This window comes from Phenylobacterium sp. (assembly GCF_965284355.1).
Classification (GTDB): domain Bacteria; phylum Pseudomonadota; class Alphaproteobacteria; order Caulobacterales; family Caulobacteraceae; genus Phenylobacterium.
Genome location: NZ_OZ260078.1, coordinates 3,517,359 through 3,530,054, shown reverse-complemented (window position 1 = coordinate 3,530,054; position 12,696 = coordinate 3,517,359). Strand labels below are relative to the sequence as shown.

Below are 12,696 nucleotides of genomic sequence, written 5' to 3'. Positions count from 1 at the left end.
AATGGTCAGCCCGATGCCGCCTCGACGGTTTCCCGCAAGCCTTTCCGAGCCAGCGCATCCGCCCGCTCGTTCAGCTCGTGGCCCGCATGGCCCTTCACCCACCGCCATGTCACGTCGTGACGCGACCGGGCTTCGTCAAGGCGTCGCCACAAGTCATCGTTCTTCACGGGCTTGCCGTCGGCGGTTCTCCAGCCACGGCGCTTCCACGAGTGGATCCACTCGTGGATGCCCTTCTGGACGTACTGGCTGTCGGTGAAGAGCTCGACCTTGCACGGCTTCTTCAGCGCCCCCAGACCCTGGATCGCCGCCATCAGCTCCATGCGATTGTTGGTGGTCGCCAGCTCACCGCCCGAGAGCTCCTTCTCGGTCGTCCCGTGCATCAGGATCGCGCCCCAGCCGCCCGGCCCCGGATTCCCCGAGCATGCGCCGTCCGTGTAGATCGTGACGCCCGGGGTCATACGGCCGGCGTGCCGAACAGCACCAGGTCGGGCGAGCTGCGGTGAACCGCCAGCTTGCGCTCGTACTCCAGCGGATCCTTGGGCTTCACCAGCGCGCCTGCGGGCGTGGAGCCCCAGTCCTGCAGCCGCGACAGGAAGAACCGCATCGCCGCCCCGTGCGCCAGGATCGGCAGCGCCGACCGCTCCGCCTGCGACAGGGGCCGGAGGCTCTCGTACCCCGCCACCAGCTGCCGCGCCGAGGTGATGTTGAAGCTGCCGTCGGGCTCGAAGCACCAGGCGTTCAGCGCCACCGCCACGTCGTAGGCGAAGGCCTCGGTGCAGGCAAAATAGAAGTCGATCGCGCCCGAAAACGCCCCGCCCGTGAAGAACACATTGTCCGGGAAGAAGTCGGCATGACAGACGCCGGTCGGCAGGCCCTTGGGCCAGCGGCTGGCCAAATGCGCCAGGTCGTCGGCGATCGTCTTGGACAGCCCCGGCTTCAACCCCTCGGCCGCGCCCTCCAGACCGTCGAACATCCCGGCCCAGGCCGCCTGCCCCAGGTCGTTCTCACGGGTCATCGGGAACCCTTGCCCCGCGAGGTGCAGCCCCGCCAGCCCCTCACCCGCCTCGCGGCAGTGGGCCGCCGTCGGGCGGCGCACCGACAGCCCGTTCAGGAATCCGGTGATCGCGCAGGGCTTGCCCCGCACATGCTTGATCAGCCGCCCCTCGCGGTCGGCCATCGGCTCGGCCGACGGATAGCCGTGCCGGGCCAGCCACCGCATCAGTTCGAGGAAGAACGGCAGGTCGTCGGGGTTCGTCCGCGCCTCGTACACCGTCAGGATGAAGCGGCCGGCCTGCGTCTCCAGCAGGAAGTTCGAGTTCGAGACCCCCTCGGCGATCCCCTTGAACGACAACGCCTCGCCCAGCTCGAAATCGGCCAGCAGGGCCGCGAGCTCGTCGTCGGTGATGTCGGTGTAGACCGCCATGGCGGGGGAGTGCGTCACGTCGCCCAGCCGGTCAACCCCAGGGGGCGCTCACGCTGCGGGTTAGTGGCCGCCTGTTCCTCCGCTGAGACGACGAGAGCCATCTGGCGCCAGGCGAGCAGACGCTCGCCCCCTAGGGACCGACTCGAGGTCGTGCTAGCTTTCGCGAGCGGAGGCTGAAGATGATCGTCCTGAAGATCGAGGAAACTGAGAAGGGCCTCGCCATCCTCTTGAGTCCCGAGGCTCAGGAGTTGCTCGGTGCGACCGCCGGGAAACAAGTTGGCTTCGAGGTAAGCGGCGACGGTCAGTTGACGATTGGCCAGCTCGACATGTCCTTCGAGGCTCGTCGCGCGCGCGGTCGCGCGTTCCTCGACCGCTACGACAAGACCTTCCAGGATCTCGCGAAGTAGCAACCATGTCCGCGCCGGTCTGGTTGGATAAAGCGCTGATGCTCGCGCTCTACGAAGACGTTGTGGCCGCGTCCGGAGGCGCTGTGGGCCTTCGTGACGAAGGGCTGCTTGAATCTGCCCTCGCCCGACCGACCAATCGCTACCTCTATGAGCAGGTATCCAGCGTCCTGGAACTGGCGGCGACATACGCCGTAGGCATCGCCTCCAATCATCCGTTTTTGGATGGCAACAAGCGCATGGCGTTTATCGCTCTCGGTCAGTTCCTGGCGGACAACGGCATCGTATTGACCGCAACGCCAGACGACGCCACGGCCATCATGCTGGGCGTCGCAAAAGGCGAGGTCGGCATCGACGATCTGTCAGCTTGGCTGGAGACAAGAACGCTGCGGCCACCACAGCACCGATAGCCCCTTAAGCCACCGCCCGCGGCAGCTTGAACGTCACGGTCTCGCGGGCCGTGTCCACATCCTCGACCGTCACCCCGAAGGCGCCGGCGATCTTGTCGATCACGCCCTGCACCAGCACCTCGGGCGCCGAGGCGCCGGCCGTGACGCCCACGGTCGTCACGCCGGTCAGCCAGCGCAGCTCCAGCACGCTGGCGTCCTCGATCAGGTAGCTCCGCGCGCCCGCACGGCGGCCCACCTCGGCCAACCGCACCGAGTTCGACGAATTGGCGCTGCCGATCACCAGCAAGACCTCGGCCCGCTCGGCCACCGTCTTCACCGCCTCCTGGCGGTTGGTGGTGGCGTAGCAGATGTCTTCCTTGTGCGGCGCGGCGATCCCGGGGAACCGGGCCTGCAGCGCCGCCACGATCTCGGCCGTGTCGTCCACCGACAATGTGGTCTGGGTCACGAACGCGACGTTGGCGGCGTCCTTCGGCTCGAACGTGGCCACGTCCTCCACCGTCTCGATCAGCCGCACGGCGCCGTCCGGCAGCTGCCCCATGGTGCCCACCACCTCGGGATGGCCGCCATGGCCGATCAGCACGATCTCGCGGCCGGCGTCGAAGTGGCGCTGCGCCTCCACGTGCACCTTCGAGACCAGCGGACAGGTGGCGTCCAGGTACAGCATCTGCCGCGCCTTCGCCTCGGCCGGCACCGCCTTGGGCACCCCGTGCGCCGAGAACACCACCGGCCGATCCGTCGGGCACTCGTCCAGTTCCTCGACGAACACCGCGCCCAGCGCCTTCAGCCGGTCCACCACATGGCGGTTGTGCACGATCTCATGGCGCACATAGACCGGCGCCCCATACTTCCCGATCGCCCGCTCCACGATCTGGATCGCCCGGTCCACCCCGGCGCAGAAGCCGCGCGGACTGGCCAGCAGGACGGTGAGAGGCGGACGCACAGGCATGGCGCGGAACCTAGTGCGCGGGGCGGTCTATCGCCACCCCTTACCTCCCCCGCGAAGCAGCGGGAGGTGGAGGTAAGGCTAGAACGGAACCACACAGGTAAAGCCGGCCCGCGCGTTGCCGGAGTCGCCCATCGCGTTCGTGTCACCCGTGGCCCGCACGCGGCAGCCCTTCTTGGGTCGCCGCGACAGGAACGGCTCGGCGTCTTCGACATAGCGCCCCGACGGATCCAGGTTCAGCCGCTTTGCCGGAGCGCCAGCGCTGGCCCACCGCCGCGTCTCGCACCGCTCGCGGTCCTCACGACTCAGCCCCGCCCGCTCGCACCCGCCCAACCCCTGCAACGCCCGCTGCGCCTGACCGGCCAACCCCCCGTCCCCCGGCGGCGCGATCCGCGGCGCGACGGGCAGGTCCGGGACCGCCGGCGTCGCCCGGGCGGTCGTGGTCTCCACGCGGCGCTCACGGGTGATCTTGCGCCTGGGCGCTGGCTTCGGAACCGACCGCTCCGGCGGTGACACGAGCGTCACCTGCATCACCGGGGCCTCGGCATGGATCGGCGTCTGCGCCAGGAACCGCGCCAGCTCTAGGTCCTGTGGACACTTATCGTAGCCACAAGACGATGGCGGCGAGGGTGACGATGGCGAGGTAGTTGCGGGCGGTCTTCTCGAAGCGGGTGGCGACGCGGCGGAACTGCTTGAGCCTTGAGAAGCAGCACTCGACCAGGTGGCGCTGAGCATAGAGCTGGGCGTCGAGGGGGTGCTTGATCGCGCGGGATGGGTTGTTCGGTATGACGGCGATCGCGCCCTTCTCAGCGATCTTCTGGCGCAGGCGATCTGAGTCGTAGGCGGTATCGGCCATCACTACGTCGGCGGCCAAGCCTTCGATCAAGGGTTCGGCCTGGGGTGCGTCGCCACGATGGCCGGCGGTGAGGCTGAACCGGACAGGACAGCCCAGGCCTCTGACCGCCATGTGGATCTTGGTGCTCAGGCCGCCGCGGGAGCGGCCAAGGGCCTGATCTTCAGACCCCCCTTTTTCGCGCCCGCCGCATGCTGGTGGGCGCGCACGATGGTCGAGTCGACGATCAGGTACTCGAAGTCCGGATCGTCCGAGAGCGCCTCGAAGATGCGCCACCAGACCCCTTTGGCGCTCCAGCGGCTGAAGCGCCGAAAGACCGTGTTCCAGTCCCCGAACACCTCGTGCAGGTCACGCCAGGGCGAACCCGTCCTGACGATCCAGAGCACGCCCTCGACGAACATCCGGTTGTCCCGACCCGTCGAGCCCTTCTGATCCGGCCGCCCGATGATCAGCGGCGCGATCCGCTCCCACTGCTCATCGCTCAGCACCAGTCGATCCATCACACCCAAGACCGCCTCCAAAAAGCAGTCTTGAATCACGCTTCGGACCCAGCGTGAATCCTAAGAGTCCACAGCTCCTAGAGCGTGACCGCGCTTAGCTGAATCGGGATTCCGGGTTTGGGCGGATCATGATTCAAGATGTGGGCTGGATGGGAGGCCAGCTCGCATGGGTCGACCCTACTCGCTTGATCTGCGGGATCGAGTGGCGCGCTTCGTGGTGGCGGGCGGGACGTGCCGTGAGGCGGCGGAGCGGTTCGGGGTCGGGGTGGCGACGGCGGTGCGCTGGTCGCAGCGTCTGCGGAGCGAAGGCAGCGCCGCAGCGCGGCGGATGGGCGGTCATCGGCCGCTGGTGCTGGCGGGCGAGCGGGACTGGCTGCTGGCGCGGATCGCGGAGCAGCCGGACCTGACGCTCCGGGCGATCCAGGCCGAGCTCGCCGACCGCGGCGTGGTTGTGAGCTACGACGCGGTGTGGCGTTTCTACCTGCGCCAGGGCGTGACCTTCAAAAAAAAGCCTGCACGCCATCGAGCAGGACCGACCGGACGTGGCCAGGAAGCGGGACCGCTGGCGACGCCATCAGGGCCGGCTTGATCCGCGCCGCCTGGTCTTCATCGACGAGACTTGGGCGAAGACCAACATGACCCGCACCCACGGCCGCTGCGCGCGTGGCCAGCGGCTGGTCGGCAAGGTTCCTCACGGCCACTGGAAGACCCTGACCTTCCTGGCCGCACTGCGATGCGATCGGATCGACGCGCCCTTCGTCCTGGATGGGCCGATCAACGGCGAGTGGTTCCGGGCCTACGTCGAACAGGTCCTCGTCCCGACGCTCGCCCCCGGCGATGTGGTGATCATGGACAACCTCGGCAGCCACAAGGGCAAGGCCGTCCGCCAGGCCATCCGGCGCGCCGGCGCGCACCTGATTTTCCTGCCGCCCTACAGCCCCGACCTGAACCCCATCGAACAGGTCTTCGCCAAGCTGAAGACCCTCCTGCGCAAAGCCGCCGAGCGCACCGTCGAAGCCACCTGGCGACGCATCGGCCTCCTCCTCGACCACTTCTCAGCCGCCGAGTGCGCCAACTACCTCGTCAACTCCGGATACGCTCCATGCTGAAGCGGTCACGCTCTAGCAGCACCCCATGGAAGACGACCGACGCGCCCAGCGCGACCGGACGCACGTTCCTCCCGGCTATCCTGCGCTGCGACATCGCCGCTCCCCCCCGCCGGACACGAGGCGGAGTCTTCGGGACCGAAGTGTGGCCACGCATAGTCCATCCTGAGGTTGTTGCCACATGGGATGGAGCGCTACTGTGCCGCCTAATGAGGAACGACGAAGCCTGGGCTGGTCTGCTGAACGGCTCGATGATTATCGCGTTGAGCGCAGCGTTTCCGGCCCTCCTGCTCTGGCGCGCCGCCAACGCCTGGCCGGGCGGGGTCATATCCTTCGATACGATGACCTCCCACGAAGCGCTGCAGGGAAGCTAAGCCGTCGCTCTGACTCTGCTCAGCTTCGGCGGCGTCCGGCTCGGCGCCCGCCTCGTTCGCCAGCATCTCGCTTAGCTCCACCGGCGATAGCGCCGCCTATCCGCCCAGGTTCGCCTTGCGGGGACCATCCTGAAGACTGCCGCGCACGAAGACCGTGTGCCCGGAGAACATGTCTCCGTCCGCGAAGTAGAAAGTGAACTCGCCATCGGCGCCCGCGCTGATCGACTCGATCGTGAGCCGCGCGGCGAACGCATCGGCCGTCAGGTCGGCGCCGTCCTCCTCATCCTGCCAGCTCTCGTTGTATGTCAGGAGGAGGTCGGCGACAGCCCGCGCGAGGATTCGGGCCTGCCACGACCCTTGATCGGCCCAGAGCTGATGGGCTGTGTGCAGCGCTGCGGCGACGTCCTCGTCAGCATCGATCGAAACGTCGATCTCGACGCCTTGCCAATGCGCACGCGTCTCGTAAGAGCCCAGTTGACGGTCCACTCTCAGGCCGGGAAGTACTTCGCTGGCGAGGTGCTCAGGCCAGTCCGCCGCCTCCGCCGCGCCAGCCCGATTGGCCGCCGGGACCGGCCCGAGCCCAAGCCGCGCCAACCACGCGACGAATGGATTGCGCATCAGTCTCGCCAGCTCCCCGTCCAGGGCAAACATCCCCCCGGGATGCAATCCGCCCTGAAATCCATGGTCGATTGCGAGCCTGTGGGCCAATCGATGTCAAGGACCGGCCTCTGGCCGGCCGCGCTGCGGCGAGCCCTGCGGGCTCGTCCTTGAGATCGATTGGTCCACAGGCAAACTGGCAGCCATGGACTTAAGGCTCGGAAGGGCCGCTCATCGGAGCTTGGCTGTCACCTGTCCCGTAGGCCATGCTTCGGCGAATGGATGATGCTGAAGCTCTGCGAGGCTTGAAGGCCGCCGGCCGCTTGGCCGCTCTGTCGCCTCAGACACAAGCTCGGATGACGGAGTGGAGCTTCGATGGTCTGCCAACCAGACTGTGGATCGGCTCAGCCTTCCGTGAGATCGGCCGCGCGATCGCATCGAAACGCAGCCCCGTCGCCGACAAGGACCTCAAGCGCCTCTTCGCCGAGATCGAGCGGCTGCTTCGGAACTCAGACCACAGCATAGCCAACGCTGTCGCCACGGGCCTTCTCGAGGAAATCTGGAAGGCCGCGCATCACAGCGGCTTCGACTTCTCGATTGTCGATTCTCAACTGGGTGGCGAGGCGCGCCGCTACCTCGTCGCCTGGGACGACTTCAATCACACGAGAACCCCCGGCCTCAAGCGGCGGTAAGCCCCCGCCGCCAACCGTCGCGTTGCCGCCGCAATCATCACGCTGTACTGAACCGGTGACACCGCGCCCCCTGCGCGGCCCTACCTATTGGACGCCCTCCATGCGCCGCCAGATGCTCCTCGCCGCCGCCGTGATGGCGGCCCTGACCGCCGTCCCTTCGGCCAGCTACGCCCAGAGCGGTCGCCGCGACCCCGAGGCCGAGCAGCGCAAGCAGCAGGAAGAAGCCGCCAAGAAGCGCCGGCAGAAGGAAGAGTGGGGCGACGTCCAGGCGCCGCTGCCGGCCCTGCGCAACGCCGGCCCCTGCCCGTTCGTGAAGTCGCTCTACGACGCGGCCCGCTATGTCGAGTTCAAGGAAGGCCGCGAGGCCAGCGCCAACGTCGCCTGGTCGGGCGAGATCCAGGGCATTTCGGCCGGCTGCTCGTACAAGGACGCCCAGCCCATCGACGTGACGATGGAAATCCTGTTCGAGCTGGGCAAGGGCCCGCAGTCGGCCGGCCGCCAGAAGACCTTCAAGTACTGGGTGGCCGTCACCGACCGGAACCGCACGGTGTTGGCCAAGGAGTGGTTCGAGATCCCGGTGACCTTCCCCGAAGGCGTCGACCGCGTCTACGCCACCGAGAACATCGGCTCGATCACCATCCCGCGCGCCTCGATCACCACCTCGGGCTCGAACTTCGAGGTCCTGGTCGGCTTCGACGTCACGCCGCAGATGGCCGCCTTCAACCGCGAAGGTAAGCGCTTCCGCCTCAACGTCGGCCAGGCGAGCGCCACGACCAACCCATGAGCGATCTCAAGACGGTGCTGGGCGAGGCGGTGGAAGCCGCCTTCGCCGCCGAAGGCGTGCCCGCCGAACTGGCCCGCGTGACGGCCTCCGACCGGCCCGACCTGGCCGACTTCCAGTCGAACGGCGCCCTGGCCGCCGCCAAGCGCCTGGGCAAGAACCCGCGCGAGATCGCCACCGCCGTCGCCGAGCGGCTGAAGGGCGATGCGCGCCTCTCGTCGGTCGAGATCGCCGGCCCCGGTTTCCTGAACCTGAAGATCGCCGACGCCGCCCTCTTCGCCCGCGCCGACGCCATCGCCGCCGACCCGCGCGCCGGCGCCGAGAAAGTGATGGGTCCGCGCCGCGTGATCGTCGACTACGGCGGCCCCAACGTCGCCAAGGAGATGCACGTCGGGCACCTGCGCGCCTCGATCATCGGCGAGAGCCTGAAGCGCCTCTACCGCTTCCGCGGCGATGAGGTGATCGGCGACGCCCACTTCGGCGACTGGGGCTTCCAGATGGGCCTGCTCATCGCCGCGGTCAGCGACTCGCACCCCGACATCGCCGCCCTCGTCGAGGACCTGAACGCCAAGGGCCAGGTCACCGAGGCCGACCGCGAGCGGCTGGCCGTGCTGGCCACCCTGGGCCTGGACGACCTGGGCGACCTCTACCCGGCCGCCGCCGCCCGCGCGAAGACCGACGTCGACTTCCGCAACCGCGCGCGCCGCCTCACCGCCGAACTGCAGTCGAAGAAGGCCGGCTACTACGCCCTCTGGGAACGCTTCCGCGATGTGACCCGCGAGGCGCTGGAACGCGACTTCCACGCCCTGGGCGTCGACTTCGACTGGTGGAAGGGCGAGAGCGACGTCGAGGACCTCGTCCAGCCCATGGTCGAGGAGCTCCGCGCCAAGGGCCTGCTCGAGCTGGACCAGGGCGCCCAGATCGTCCGCGTGGCCGGCCCGAACGAGACCAAGAAGAAGAAGCTGCCCGACGGCAGCGTCGTCGTCGTGCCCAGCCCCGACCCGCTGCTGGTGGTCTCGTCCGAGGGTTCGGCGATGTACGGCACCACCGACCTCGCCACGATCCTGGACCGGAAGCGTGAGTTCGATCCGCACTACGTGATCTACTGCGTCGACCGCCGCCAGGCCGACCACTTCGAGACCGTGTTCCGCGCCGCCTACCTGGCCGGCTACGCCCAGCCGGGCCAGCTGGAGCACGTGGGCTTCGGCACCATGAACGGGCCCGACCGCACGCCCTTCAAGACCCGCGAAGGCGGCGTCCTGAAGCTGAAGGACCTGATCGAGATGACCCGCGGCAAGGCCCGCGAGCGCCTGCACGAGGCGGGCCTGGGCGAGAGCCTGCCGGAGGGCGAGTTCGAGGCCATTGCCGGAAAGGTCGCCGTCGCGGCGCTCAAGTTCGCCGACCTGCAGAACTTCCGCGGCACCGACTACGTCTTCGACCTCGACCGCTTCTCCAGCTTCGAGGGCAAGACCGGCCCGTACCTGCTCTACCAGGCCGTCCGCGTGAAGAGCCTGCTGCGCCGCGCCGCCGAAGAAGGCCACGCCGCGGGCCCCGTCACCATCTCCGAGCCCGCCGAGCGCGACCTGGTCCTGACGCTCGACGCCTTCGAGACCGCGCTGGGCGAAGCCTACGACAAGAAGGCCCCTAACACCCTGGCCGAGCACGCCTATCGCCTCAGCCAGGCCTTCTCGAAGTTCTACGCCGCCTGCCCGATCATGCAGTCGGAACCCGCGACCCGCGCCAGCCGCCTCACCCTGGCCAGCGCCACCCTGCGCCAGCTTGAACTGGCCCTGGACCTCCTGGGGATCGAGACGCCCGAGCGGATGTAGACGCTGCGGCACGGTCGACCGCGCCCGGCAATGCGGCTACCACGCCACGACACAGCAAGAACACCACCGGGGGATCCATGGAATTCGACGACGTCATCCGCGGCCGGCGCAGCATCCGCGGCTACAAGCCCGATCCCGTGCCCCGCGAGCTGATCGAAGAGATCATCGCGCTCGCCATGCGCGCGCCGTCGTCGATGAACGTCCAGCCCTGGAACTTCTACGTCATCACCGGCGAGCCGCTGGACCGCATCCGCGCCGGCAACACCGAACGCAACCTCGCCGGCGTGCCGCAATCGCGTGAGTTCCGCATCGGCACGAAGGGCTTCGAGGGCAAGCACCGCGAACGCCAGATCGGCGTCGCCAAGCAGCTGTTCGGCGCCATGGGCATCGCCCGCGACGACAAGGACGCCCGCCAGGACTGGGTGCTGCGCGGCTTCCGCCAGTTCGACGCCCCGGTCTGCATCATCGTGACCTTCGACAAGGAGCTGGAGGGCATGGACGACGCGCCCTTCGACTGCGGCGCGGTGGCGACCGCCCTCGTCAACGCCGCCTGGTCGCGCGGCCTGGGCGCCGTCATCAACAGCCAGGGCATCATGCAGTCGCCCGTGGTGCGCGAGCACGCCGGCGTCGCCGACGATCAGGTGATCATGAAGAGCATCGCCCTGGGCTGGCCCGACGAGACCTTCCCGGCCAACGCCGTGGTCTCCGAGCGCAAGTCGGTCCAGGAGGCCACGGTCTTCGTGGGCTTCGACGACTAGGGCGCCCCCATTGCCCCGGCAATCATCGCCGCCGCCATGATCCTCGACCCGGTCTTCTACGCGCTCGCCATCCCCGCCGTGATCCTGATGGGCCTGGCCAAGGGCGGGTTCTCGGGCGTGGGCGCCGTGGCGATGCCGCTGCTGGCGCTGGCGATCTCGCCCGTGCAGGCCGCCGCCATCCTGCTGCCGATCCTGATCGTGCAGGACGTCGTCGGCGTCTGGGCGTTCCGCAAGACCTGGGACCGGCGCACGCTCCTGGTCATGCTGCCGGGCGCGGCGCTGGGCATCCTGGCCGGCTACCTTTTGGCGGCCCAGGTCTCGGCCACCACGATCCTGGCGGTGCTGGGGGCGATCTCGATCCTGTTCGCGGCCTACCGGCTGTGGCTGTCCCGCCCAGCGGCCGGCGCGAGCCCGCGCAACCTCCCGCCCGCCGCCGACACCGCCCTGGGCTTCGGCCTGGGCGCCGCCTCGGGCTTCACCAGCCAGATCGCCCACGCCGGCCAGCCGCCGTTCCAGATGTGGGTGCTGCCCAAGGCCCTGCCGCCCGCCAGCCTGGTGGGCACCACCGCGATCTATTTCGCGACGATCAACTGGATCAAGGTCCCGGCCTATTGGGCGCTGGGCCAGTTCACGGCGCAAAACCTGATGACCGCCGCCGCCCTCCTGCCGGTCGCCATCGCCTCGACCTTCGCCGGCGTCTGGCTGGTCCGCCGCATCGATCCTGGCCGCTTCTACACCCTGATCTACGTCCTCATGATCCTGGTCGGCGGCCAGCTCATCTGGGAAGCCTGGTCCAAGGCCTGACCCCTACCCTCTTCAACCCCCACATCTGGAACGTCATGGCCGGGCCTGTCCCGGCCACCCAGATACGCAGGCGATTCAAGGCTGCTCAAAGCAGCGCCACCGCGATCCCACGAACCCCGGTGCTTCTGGGTGGCCGGCGCAAGCCCGGCCATGACGCTCAAGGCGTAGGGGGAACAGCCTTCGCCTTCGCCGCCGACGACAGCACGTGCTCCACGCCCGCCACCGCCCGGTCGCCGTACTTCAGGCCCAGCATCGTGCGGTGGTCGGCCCCGGGGATCGCCTCGATCATCCCGTACTGCGAGCCCTTGGCCGGCGCCTGCCGCACCACGGTCCACGGGCTGGGCCGATCGGGCCCCGCGGTGATCACCGCCACCGGCCACTCGGGCTTCAGCGGCCCCGCCGCCGCGGCCTGCAGGGCCGCCGCGCTCCACGACTGCACCTCCACATAGGCCGCCCGGCTCTGGCGGCCCGAGATCACGCCCCTGCGCTTCTCGGCCTTGCCCTGCGGCGGCAGGCCGATGCGGTCGCCCCACCAGTAGAAGGGCTTGGTCAGGCCGATGGTGCCGGCGATGGCCCCCAGGTGCGAGATGTCGCGCATGCGCTTGGCGAACTGGCCGGCCTGCCGCTGCTGGATCATCTCGGGCGTCACCGCGTCCAGCAGCACCAGCCCCACCACCTGGTCCGGGTTCTGCGCCGCGAACTGGCGCAGGTACAGCCCCGCCATCGAGTGGCCCACCAGCACGTACGGCCCGGGCTCGCCCGACGCCGCCATCAGCGCCTTCAGGTCGCCCACGATCGCATCGCCGTCCCGCGGCTTCGGCCCCTTGTCGGAATAGCCCATGCCCGCCCGGTCGTAGGCGCAGCTGCGATGCCCCTTGGCCGTCAGCTTCTGCTGGATCGCCGCGAAGTCCGCCGCCCCGCTGAACGCCCCGGCCTCCAGCCAGATCACCGGCCGCGCGCCTTGCGGCCCCTCGCAGACCAGCCGCAGCTTCCGCCCGCCGATGTCCACATACTCGCCCCGCGGCTTGTACGTCCGGCTGATGACCTCCGCGGCCACCGCCACGGTGCCATAGGCCACGATCACCACCACAACGGCGGCCAGGACGGAGAACAGGAACACGCGAAGCATGCGCCTTGCGTAGCCGGTTTGCGCCGGGCCGTGGAGTCCGGGGTGCGCGGGGAAGGTCAGAACATCTGCGGTGGCCGGATTGCGAGCCGTGAA

Annotated in this window: 14 protein-coding genes and 1 pseudogene; 8 read left to right on the top strand and 7 right to left on the bottom strand. The window is 68.7% G+C overall.

Features of this window, described 5'->3' with window-relative positions:
- Positions 1-5 precede the first annotated feature (5 nt).
- A complete protein-coding gene (gene rnhA / locus ACQ66R_RS17415) occupies positions 6-458 on the bottom strand; it encodes a ribonuclease HI (RefSeq protein ID WP_430423952.1) in 453 nt (150 codons plus the stop codon).
- The gene (thrB, locus tag ACQ66R_RS17410) at positions 455-1,423 is read right to left on the bottom strand and encodes a homoserine kinase (RefSeq protein ID WP_430426338.1); all 969 of its coding nucleotides are present in this window, start codon (positions 1,421-1,423) and stop codon (positions 455-457) included. The genes rnhA and thrB overlap by 4 nt, the downstream gene beginning before the upstream one ends.
- A gap of 179 nt (positions 1,424-1,602) precedes the next feature.
- Here thrB and ACQ66R_RS17405 point away from each other — a divergent pair, with 179 nt between their 5' ends.
- Both ACQ66R_RS17405 and ACQ66R_RS17400 read left to right on the top strand, forming a co-directional pair.
- The gene (locus ACQ66R_RS17405) at positions 1,603-1,830 is read left to right on the top strand and encodes a hypothetical protein (RefSeq protein WP_293364537.1); all 228 of its coding nucleotides are present in this window, start codon (positions 1,603-1,605) and stop codon (positions 1,828-1,830) included.
- A gap of 5 nt (positions 1,831-1,835) precedes the next feature.
- Positions 1,836-2,237, top strand: coding sequence for a type II toxin-antitoxin system death-on-curing family toxin (locus ACQ66R_RS17400; RefSeq protein ID WP_430423951.1), 402 nt, complete (start codon positions 1,836-1,838; stop codon positions 2,235-2,237).
- 4 nt (positions 2,238-2,241) lie between these two features.
- Here ACQ66R_RS17400 and ispH read toward each other — a convergent pair whose 3' ends face one another.
- The 3 genes and pseudogenes from ispH to ACQ66R_RS17385 all read right to left on the bottom strand — a co-directional run bounded on the left by ispH (position 2,242) and on the right by ACQ66R_RS17385 (position 4,533).
- Positions 2,242-3,183, bottom strand: coding sequence for a 4-hydroxy-3-methylbut-2-enyl diphosphate reductase (gene ispH, locus ACQ66R_RS17395; RefSeq protein WP_430423950.1), 942 nt, complete (start codon positions 3,181-3,183; stop codon positions 2,242-2,244).
- A gap of 78 nt (positions 3,184-3,261) precedes the next feature.
- Positions 3,262-3,630 (bottom strand): hypothetical protein, encoded by a 369-nt coding sequence (locus ACQ66R_RS17390; RefSeq protein ID WP_430423949.1) that lies wholly within the window; start codon positions 3,628-3,630, stop codon positions 3,262-3,264.
- A gap of 148 nt (positions 3,631-3,778) precedes the next feature.
- A pseudogene (locus tag ACQ66R_RS17385) lies at positions 3,779-4,533 on the bottom strand (IS5 family transposase).
- A 166-nt stretch (positions 4,534-4,699) separates the two neighbouring features.
- Between ACQ66R_RS17385 and ACQ66R_RS17380 the strand changes: the two are divergent.
- Positions 4,700-5,642, top strand: a protein-coding gene (locus tag ACQ66R_RS17380) for an IS630 family transposase (RefSeq protein WP_430419033.1) whose coding sequence is annotated in 2 segments (ribosomal slippage) — positions 4,700-5,035 and positions 5,037-5,642 — 942 coding nt in all. Because the reading frame shifts where the segments join, the coding sequence is not laid out codon by codon here.
- A gap of 467 nt (positions 5,643-6,109) precedes the next feature.
- Here ACQ66R_RS17380 and ACQ66R_RS17375 read toward each other — a convergent pair.
- Complete coding sequence (locus ACQ66R_RS17375) at positions 6,110-6,631, bottom strand: DUF2262 domain-containing protein (RefSeq protein ID WP_430423948.1); 522 nt, start codon at positions 6,629-6,631, stop codon at positions 6,110-6,112.
- A 257-nt stretch (positions 6,632-6,888) separates the two neighbouring features.
- On the opposite strand from ACQ66R_RS17375, the gene ACQ66R_RS17370 reads away from it, so the two are divergent.
- From ACQ66R_RS17370 to ACQ66R_RS17350, 5 genes are all read left to right on the top strand, one after another.
- Positions 6,889-7,302, top strand: coding sequence for a DUF7674 family protein (locus ACQ66R_RS17370; RefSeq protein WP_430423947.1), 414 nt, complete (start codon positions 6,889-6,891; stop codon positions 7,300-7,302).
- A gap of 100 nt (positions 7,303-7,402) precedes the next feature.
- Positions 7,403-8,086 (top strand): Tat pathway signal sequence domain protein, encoded by a 684-nt coding sequence (locus tag ACQ66R_RS17365; protein ID WP_430423946.1) that lies wholly within the window; start codon positions 7,403-7,405, stop codon positions 8,084-8,086.
- Positions 8,083-9,912, top strand: a complete 1,830-nt coding sequence (argS, locus tag ACQ66R_RS17360; protein WP_430423945.1) for an arginine--tRNA ligase — start codon at positions 8,083-8,085, stop codon at positions 9,910-9,912. The genes ACQ66R_RS17365 and argS overlap by 4 nt, the downstream gene beginning before the upstream one ends.
- Before the next feature lie 77 nt (positions 9,913-9,989).
- A complete protein-coding gene (locus ACQ66R_RS17355; protein ID WP_430423944.1) occupies positions 9,990-10,670 on the top strand; it encodes a nitroreductase in 681 nt (226 codons plus the stop codon).
- 36 nt (positions 10,671-10,706) lie between these two features.
- Positions 10,707-11,474, top strand: coding sequence for a sulfite exporter TauE/SafE family protein (locus ACQ66R_RS17350; RefSeq protein WP_430423943.1), 768 nt, complete (start codon positions 10,707-10,709; stop codon positions 11,472-11,474).
- Positions 11,475-11,631: 157 nt separating this feature from the next.
- On the opposite strand, the gene ACQ66R_RS17345 is transcribed toward ACQ66R_RS17350, so the two are convergent.
- Positions 11,632-12,603 (bottom strand): alpha/beta fold hydrolase, encoded by a 972-nt coding sequence (locus ACQ66R_RS17345; protein WP_430423942.1) that lies wholly within the window; start codon positions 12,601-12,603, stop codon positions 11,632-11,634.
- Positions 12,604-12,696 lie beyond the last annotated feature (93 nt).

Bases quoted from the DNA above. Each gene is read 5' to 3' on its own strand.
- ACQ66R_RS17355 (WP_430423944.1), top strand. From the start codon at position 9,990: ATGGAATTCGACGACGTCATCCGCGGCCGGCGCAGCATCCGCGGCTAC.
- ACQ66R_RS17345 (WP_430423942.1), bottom strand. From the start codon at position 12,603: ATGCTTCGCGTGTTCCTGTTCTCCGTCCTGGCCGCCGTTGTGGTGGTG.
- rnhA (WP_430423952.1), bottom strand. From the start codon at position 458: ATGACCCCGGGCGTCACGATCTACACGGACGGCGCATGCTCGGGGAAT.
- argS (WP_430423945.1), top strand. From the start codon at position 8,083: ATGAGCGATCTCAAGACGGTGCTGGGCGAGGCGGTGGAAGCCGCCTTC.
- ACQ66R_RS17400 (WP_430423951.1), top strand. From the start codon at position 1,836: ATGTCCGCGCCGGTCTGGTTGGATAAAGCGCTGATGCTCGCGCTCTAC.
- ACQ66R_RS17365 (WP_430423946.1), top strand. From the start codon at position 7,403: ATGCGCCGCCAGATGCTCCTCGCCGCCGCCGTGATGGCGGCCCTGACC.
- ACQ66R_RS17375 (WP_430423948.1), bottom strand. From the start codon at position 6,631: ATGCGCAATCCATTCGTCGCGTGGTTGGCGCGGCTTGGGCTCGGGCCG.
- ACQ66R_RS17405 (WP_293364537.1), top strand. From the start codon at position 1,603: ATGATCGTCCTGAAGATCGAGGAAACTGAGAAGGGCCTCGCCATCCTC.
- ACQ66R_RS17370 (WP_430423947.1), top strand. From the start codon at position 6,889: ATGGATGATGCTGAAGCTCTGCGAGGCTTGAAGGCCGCCGGCCGCTTG.
- ACQ66R_RS17350 (WP_430423943.1), top strand. From the start codon at position 10,707: ATGATCCTCGACCCGGTCTTCTACGCGCTCGCCATCCCCGCCGTGATC.
- ispH (WP_430423950.1), bottom strand. From the start codon at position 3,183: ATGCCTGTGCGTCCGCCTCTCACCGTCCTGCTGGCCAGTCCGCGCGGC.
- thrB (WP_430426338.1), bottom strand. From the start codon at position 1,423: ATGGCGGTCTACACCGACATCACCGACGACGAGCTCGCGGCCCTGCTG.